The sequence below is a fragment of the Micromonospora noduli genome (assembly GCF_003264475.1).
Taxonomy (GTDB): Bacteria; Actinomycetota; Actinomycetes; order Mycobacteriales; family Micromonosporaceae; genus Micromonospora; species Micromonospora noduli.
Genome location: NZ_PYAC01000042.1, coordinates 517,774 through 524,533 on the forward strand (window position 1 = coordinate 517,774; position 6,760 = coordinate 524,533).

General features: G+C 72.7%; 4 protein-coding genes and 1 pseudogene. 3 read left to right on the top strand and 2 right to left on the bottom strand.

What is annotated here, in order from left to right; genetic code table 11:
* Positions 1-18 precede the first annotated feature (18 nt).
* The 3 genes and pseudogenes from MED15_RS31405 to MED15_RS31415 all read left to right on the top strand — a co-directional run bounded on the left by MED15_RS31405 (position 19) and on the right by MED15_RS31415 (position 3,913).
* Positions 19-1,794, top strand: a complete 1,776-nt coding sequence (locus MED15_RS31405; RefSeq protein WP_244220639.1) for a PspC domain-containing protein — start codon at positions 19-21, stop codon at positions 1,792-1,794.
* Positions 1,791-2,039 (top strand): annotated as a pseudogene (locus tag MED15_RS31410) (hypothetical protein); the annotation flags it as partial. The gene MED15_RS31405 and the pseudogene MED15_RS31410, both read left to right, overlap by 4 nt.
* A 620-nt stretch (positions 2,040-2,659) precedes the next feature.
* Positions 2,660-3,913: a phosphatidylserine decarboxylase gene (locus MED15_RS31415; RefSeq protein WP_112584542.1), complete on the top strand. Its 1,254-nt coding sequence runs from the start codon at positions 2,660-2,662 to the stop codon at positions 3,911-3,913.
* A gap of 57 nt (positions 3,914-3,970) precedes the next feature.
* Here MED15_RS31415 and MED15_RS31420 read toward each other — a convergent pair whose 3' ends face one another.
* Complete coding sequence (locus MED15_RS31420) at positions 3,971-4,921, bottom strand: CDP-alcohol phosphatidyltransferase family protein (protein WP_112584541.1); 951 nt, start codon at positions 4,919-4,921, stop codon at positions 3,971-3,973.
* A 345-nt stretch (positions 4,922-5,266) separates the two neighbouring features.
* Positions 5,267-6,202 carry an NUDIX hydrolase gene (locus MED15_RS31425; protein WP_112604077.1) on the bottom strand — a complete coding sequence of 312 codons (936 nt, stop codon included), beginning with the start codon at positions 6,200-6,202 and terminating at the stop codon, positions 5,267-5,269.
* Positions 6,203-6,760 lie beyond the last annotated feature (558 nt).

Here is a 6,760-nt window from a genome sequence, read left to right on the forward strand (position 1 = left end):
GGGCAGCAGGATCGAAGCATGACCGAGGAAGCTGCCCCGCCGCCCCGACCGGGGTCGGCACAGCCGGGCGGTTCAGCACCGTCCCCGCCCACCACCACGCCCACCGAATGGACCGAGCCCAGCACGTTCGGTCCGCACGCTGGCACCGACGCGACCGCCGGCACCGCGCCCGGCGAGCCGGCCGACGGCTACGCGCCGCCCACGGCGGGCTACGGCCCAGGCCCGGGGTTCGCGGCGGGCACCGGCTACGGTCCGGGCGGCACGCCACCCGGGCCGGGTGGTCCCGGTCCGTCCGCGCCACCACCGCCGCTGGGCGGCACCGGCTTCACCTCGCGGTACGGGCTGGTCCGGCCGCGCGAGGGGCGGTATCTGGCTGGCGTCTGCGCGGCGATCGGGCGCGCCACCAACACCGATCCGGTGCTCTGGCGGGTGCTGCTCGCGGTGCTCGGGTTCTTCGGGGGCATCGGCATCCTGGTGTACGTCGCCGCCTGGCTGATCATCCCGAACGAGGGCGACACCGCGTCCCCCGTCGAGTCCATGCTCGGTCGTGGTCGCTCCAGCATGTCCCCGGTGACGGTGATCGTCCTGGGCATCCTGGTCGCTGCCAGCTTCGCGTACATCGTCACCGACGCCTTCCGCGCGGTGCTGCTCGGCGCGGCCATCCTGGTCGCCGGCGCGCTCCTGCTCAACCGGGACGGCCGCAATCCACGGCCCGGCGCCCCGGGGGGTCCGCCGCCCGCCGCACCGCCCGGCGCGGTCGTCCCACCGGTGACCTGGCCGTCGTACGGCGCGGCACCGTCGACCGGCCCAGCGGCGACGCCGCCGATGTTCAGCACCGGTCCGGGGTACGCCACCGCGACGACGGGGGCGACGCCCACCGTCACCATCCCGGCGTACGACGCGCCGCCGACCAGCGCGACGCAGCCGGTGTCCGGGGTCGGCCCGGTGTCCGGGCAACCGGCCGGCACGACGGCTGCCCAGCCCGGCTGGCCGAGCACCGCCATGCCCAGCGCCGGCTGGCCGTCGGCACCGGTGAGCAGCACACCCGCTGCACCGGCCGGCTATCCGACCGCCCCGCCGCCCTCCGGTTACCGCCCCCCGTTCGCGCCGCACGGCCCGTACGCTTCGCCGACCCCGGCCGCGCCTCCTCCGCCCAAGCCGCCGAAGCCGCCGAAGCGCCCCAAGGAGCGGTCGCCGCTCGGCGCGGTGACCTTCTCGCTGATCTTCCTGGTGCTCGGTCTGGTCGCCCTGCTCGACCTGCTGGACGTCTTCGCCATCAGCGCCTCGGCGTACTTCGCGGCCGCGCTGGCCACGATCGCGCTGGGCCTGCTGGTCGGCACGTGGTTCGGGCGGGCGCGCTGGCTCATCGCGCTCGGTCTGGTGACCGCGGCGGCGCTGGGCACGGCGACCGTCGCCGAGTCCTACGACCGGATCCGGGGGGTCGACGGCGCGGTGACCTGGGCGCCCACCGACTACCGCGACCTGGCGGACCGGTACGAGAACAGCTTCGGTGACGCCGTGCTCGACCTGCGCGGGATCGACTTCGCGAAACGGGACAGCCAGGTGACAGTTGCCGTCAACTTCGGCCAGGCGACGGTCGTCGTGCCGCCGAACGTGGACGTCACCACGGTGGCCGACGTCAACGCGGGTGACGCCACCGTCTTCGGCAACCGATCCGGCGGGCTGGACGGCCGCCTGCGGGAGTCCACCGACGTCGGCGCGGACGGGCCCGGCGGCGGGACCCTGCGCCTCTACATCCATGTCAATGCCGGCAACCTGGAGGTGACCCGGTGAAGGCTCACCGCACGGATCTGGTGTCGTTCGCCTTCGGGCTCGTGTTCCTGGCGCTGTCCGCCTGGTGGCTGCTCGCCCAACTGCTCGGGCTCGCGCTGCCGCCGGTCGGCTGGTTCCTGGCCGGCGCACTCATCCTGATCGGGGTCTTCGGGCTGGTCGGCGCGTTGCGCTCGGGTCGACCGAACCAGCCGGAGCCGATTGCCGAGGCCGGTGCCGCCGAGGCGGTCGCTCCCCTCTCCGGCACGTCCGTCTCCGGCGCACCCGTCTCCGGTGCCGCCACGGCGACGTCCGGCGCGGCCCTGCCGGTCTGGGAAGCCGAACGGTCCACCTGGGACACTCCCTCCTCGGACCCGACGCTCATCTCGGACCCGACGCGTTCCTCGGACCCGACGCTCATCTCGGACCCGACGCTCATCTCGGACCGGACGTTGGAGACGCCGACCACCGAGGTGCGGCCGCAGGACGTGCCGGCCGCCGACGTGATCCACCCTGCCTGGCTGGCACATTCGCCGGCGGAGTCGCCGACCGAGCCCATCCCCGGCCAACCCGGCAACGCAGACGACGAGCCGACCATCGGGAATTCCGCCCGCCCGGCCTCGTCCGAGGGGAACGAGCCGACCCGGTCCGACCAACCGGTCGAGGCCAGCGGCGAGCAGCCGGGTGACGAGCGCGAGGGTCCGCGCAGGGAAGCCTGACCTCGGGCGGTCCGTCCGCGTCGGTCCACCGCATCCCCACGGCGGTGCGGCCGGCGCGGACGGACGCATATGCTGGCTGGTGGAGATCTCGCCTCCGCCGGCCGGCCCGTCCCGCCCATGGCGGTCCCGCCGCGATTCCCGTCTCTACCCCCGTCAGGAGCCCGCCCGACATGACCCAGTCCCCCGCCGTGCGTACCACCGGCCGGTCCGGTCCGGTCCGCATCGGCGAGCGAGCCGCCCGTACCCTCGTCGCCGAGCTGGCCCGGATCAACGACCCCAAGGCCGCCCTGCTGGTCGGGGTGACCCCGGACTCCGCGGTGCTGGCCGCGGCGGTCGATGCGCTGCTCCCCGGTGACCGGCTCACCGTGGTGCCCGCCGAGCCGTTCGGCGCTGCGGCGCTCCGCGAGCACGTCACAGCCCAGGGCCGCTGGGTCGCCGACCGGGTGAGCGTCGTCGACTCGCTGGCCGAAGCCGAGGCCGCCGGGGTCGTCATCGCCGGTGAGGCGTTCACCGGCACCGCCGAGGCCACCCGCAACGGCGTCGAGGGGTTGGCGAAGTACCTGACCGACGGGGCGGTGCTGAGCGTGGCGACCGTCGCCACCCCCGGCCGGACCGAGGGTGCCGCCGCCGAGCTGGCCCGGCAGGACGCCCTCTACGGCGTCGGCGCCGATCTGGTGCTGCGTAACTCGCCGCCGGTGCGGGTCTACCGGCTGCGGTTCACCCCGGCCAGCCCGGCCACGGCCGACACCCTGGCCCCCGCGTACCGGCCGTCGAGCGTGCCGGTGACCCGGGGCATGCACATCGACTCCAACGGAGTGGCGGCGGCGGGCATCGCGCTGGGCCTCGCGGCGCTGGCCCGGGTGGCGCGTCCGTCGTCCAAGCTGTGGCTGCTGCCGGCCCTGGCCGCCGGGCCGGTCGCCGCGTTCTTCCGGGATCCCGAGCGGGACGTGCCGGAGGACCCGAGCGCCGTGGTCGCCAGCGCGGACGGCAAGGTCCTGTCGGTGCAGCGGCTGCACGACGAGCGCTTCGGCGACGGCGAGTGGCTGCGGATCGCGGTGTTCCTGTCGGTGCTGGACGTGCACGTCAACCGCGCCCCGGTCGCCGGCAAGGTGGTGGACTACTTCGTCGCCGATGGCGGCTTCGTCAACGCGATGAAGCCGGACGCCGAGCACAACGTCGCCGCGTACACAGTGCTGGACACCGCTCGCGGCACGGTGGTGGTCGCGCAGCGGACCGGGCTGATCGCCCGCCGGATCGTGCAGCGCGCGCCGATCGGCGCGCTGCTGGCCAAGGGCGAGCGCTTCGGGCTGATCCGGTTCGGCTCCCGGACCGACGTCTACCTGCCCGCTGAGGCCGCGGACCCGCTGGTCGGGCCGGGCGACAAGGTGGTCGGCGGGTCGACTGTCATCGCCCGCTGGCGCTGACCCGCAAACGAGAAACGGGGCGCCGCTTTCGCGGCGCCCCGTTCCTGTCTGCTCAGATCAGGCGGTACGACGTTGCCGCAGCCAGAGAACCGGCCCGCTGACCAGGTAGCCCACCACGATCAGGGCGAACGTGAGCCGAATGTCGACCAGCGCGCCGATCACCGGGGCCAGCCAGAGCCACGGCGGCAGCTTCACCAGCCGGGCGAGCTTGGCGTACGGGAAGCTGGACACCATCGCGAAGGCCAGCAGCGCCACCCCGGCGACCAGCACGGCACCAGGCACCGGCAGGCCGATCGCCACCGTCACGGCGAGCACCGCGGCCGCCATGGTGGTGGGCACCCCGCAGAAGAACCTGCCGTCCTTCGGCGAGACGTTGAAGCGGGCCAGTCGAATCGCGGCACACGCTGCGACCAGGGCGCACGCCACCGCCGCCGCCGCCGTGGAGACGGAGCCGGCGAGCGAGGCGTAGACCACTACCGGCGCGGCGAGACCGAACGAGCACATGTCGGCCAGTGAGTCCATCTGCGCGCCGAACGGGCTGGCCACCCCGAGCCGTCGGGCCAGCGCGCCGTCCAGACCGTCGAAGCCGACGCACGCGATCAGGCAGAGCGCCGCCATGCGCACCTCGCCCTGCATGGCCAGGAAGATGGCCAGCATGCCGAGCATCAGGCTGGCCAGCGTGCAGGCGTTGACCAGGCCGAACTTCATCCGGCGCGCGATGGTGCGCTCGCCGGGGAGCAGTGGGATCGAGTGGGCCTCGTCGGTCTGCGTCATCGGCGGCATCGCCGGGCTGACCGGCATGACCGCGTTGACGTCGGCTCGGTCCAGGCCCAGTGTCGGGTCCACGCCCAGTGTCGGCCGGCTGAGCCGGTCCAGGCCGTAGCGACGGCGCTGCCGATCGGCGTACCGGTGCTCGGTCGGGGCCAGGTCGGTCGGGTGCAGGTCGCCGTCGCGGCGACCGACCCGGACCAACAGCACCTGGCGGGCGAACGTGCTGCTGCGGCGCAACCGGCCCGCCCAGCGACGCCCTGCGGGGCGCGGACTGTCAGTAGTACGACGCCGGCGCCATGGGGCTCTCGGCACGTTTCCTCCATCACCGGATCTGCTGACCGCCAAGCGGCGGGTGTCCGGCTGTCTCGTGCCGGACCTTGCATGGCCCGGCAGCCGTTTTGCGGAGTACACCATCGCATAGGGGAACATGGCTTGGCGATAGCTGCCGGCGGTACTTATATCTGGCTTAAACCGCTCGAACCGCTCGCTTGTTCCCATCCCGGGCTTCATCGCCCGTTTCCTCCATCATTCCCGCCTTTGACTGTACCGGAGGGTCACCAAGTCGGCTCACCGAGCGGGGTGCTATCGGCCACTCTGTCCGATTGCCACGGCAGCGATGTCGCTCAACGGCAGGTCAGCCGCCTCGTCGCGGGTGAACCACCCCGCCCGCGCCGTCGACCCTCCTGCGGACTCGGTGACCACCGCGTCGGTGGGTACGTCCACCAGCACCCGATAGATCACCCGTACGCCATGCCAGTCCAGAGGTCGGCCCTCCGGGCCCAGCGCGGCAGGATTGTGCAGATTGTTGACGCCGAGAAGCTCCACGACCCGACCCACCTGCCCGCCCTCCTCGACCACCTCCCGCAGCAACCCGGTGGCCGGCTGCTCACCGTGATCGGTGCCACCGCCGGGCAGATGCCACAGACCGGCCCCCGGGTAGCCCTCCGCGATCTGGGTGAGCAGGATCCGCCCAGCGGGGTCGGTGACCAGCCCGTACGCCCCGAAGCGCAGCCGCCGGTCGGGGTGCTGCGGCGGGAACAGGTCCCACGACCGGTGCGCTGCCGGCGGCAGTGGGGTGACCGGCAGGCCGAGCGCCTCGGCGGTGAACGGGGTCAGCGGCAACTGCGCCACCTCCGCCAGCGAAAGCCAGCACACTTGATCAACCAGACCAGCCCCGACACCCCGCGACCCGCCCCCGGGCCCCGCGCTCTCAGGCCGCGCGCCGTGGGGAGTGCTGAGCTCGAACAATAGCCGGTCGGTGTGCAGCGCGGCCTTGTCCTCCGCAAAGGTGGCCACATCGGCGACCACCGCGAGTAGTCGCGTCACCGCGACCGTCAGCCCGGCCTGCTCGGCGACCTCGCGGACCACAGCGCGCTCCGGGTCCTCGGCATGCCCGACGGCACCGCCCGGCAACCGCCAGACCCCGGGAAACTCACCCTCTGCCCCGTCCCGAACCACCAAGACCCGGCCCGAGTCCCGCAAAAGACCATAGACCCCGACTCGCCGCGCAAATTGCACCTTTGCTCGCTCCCCGCTTCGCACCACAGCTATTGATCATGAAGTTATCGCCGTCCATCTCGCGTTCCGACAATAACTTCATGATCAACGCGAGGTGGCGCACGGGAAACCCTCAAGGCCTGGCGAGCCGGAGCATCCGGGGCAGCCGCCGCGTCCGGGCAGCCGGCCCTTGACGACGACCAATTAGCCTCGCGAAGACCCCTTCGGCCTGCTTTGCGACTCGGTCAGCTTCCCTCCATTAGCCCTCATTGTGGAGCCCAATCGCGTCACGGGGGCCGAGACAAGCGGTGATCAACTCCGGTTCACGGAAGGCGCGGTATTCCGGCACCCGGGATACCGCGCCTTCAAGGAACTCGAGTGGATCATGGGGTGGGCCCTGGGCGGCGCGCCGAATGCCTGCCCGCGACGCCCGCGGCACCCTTCGGCAGGTTGCCCCGAACTCAAGATCGCGCAATATCCAGGATGCAGTGGCATCGGCGCGTCGGTGAAGCCACTACATCCTGGTTCGAGCACGATCTTGGCGCGAGGCGCGAGGCGCGAGGCGCGAGGCGCGACGCC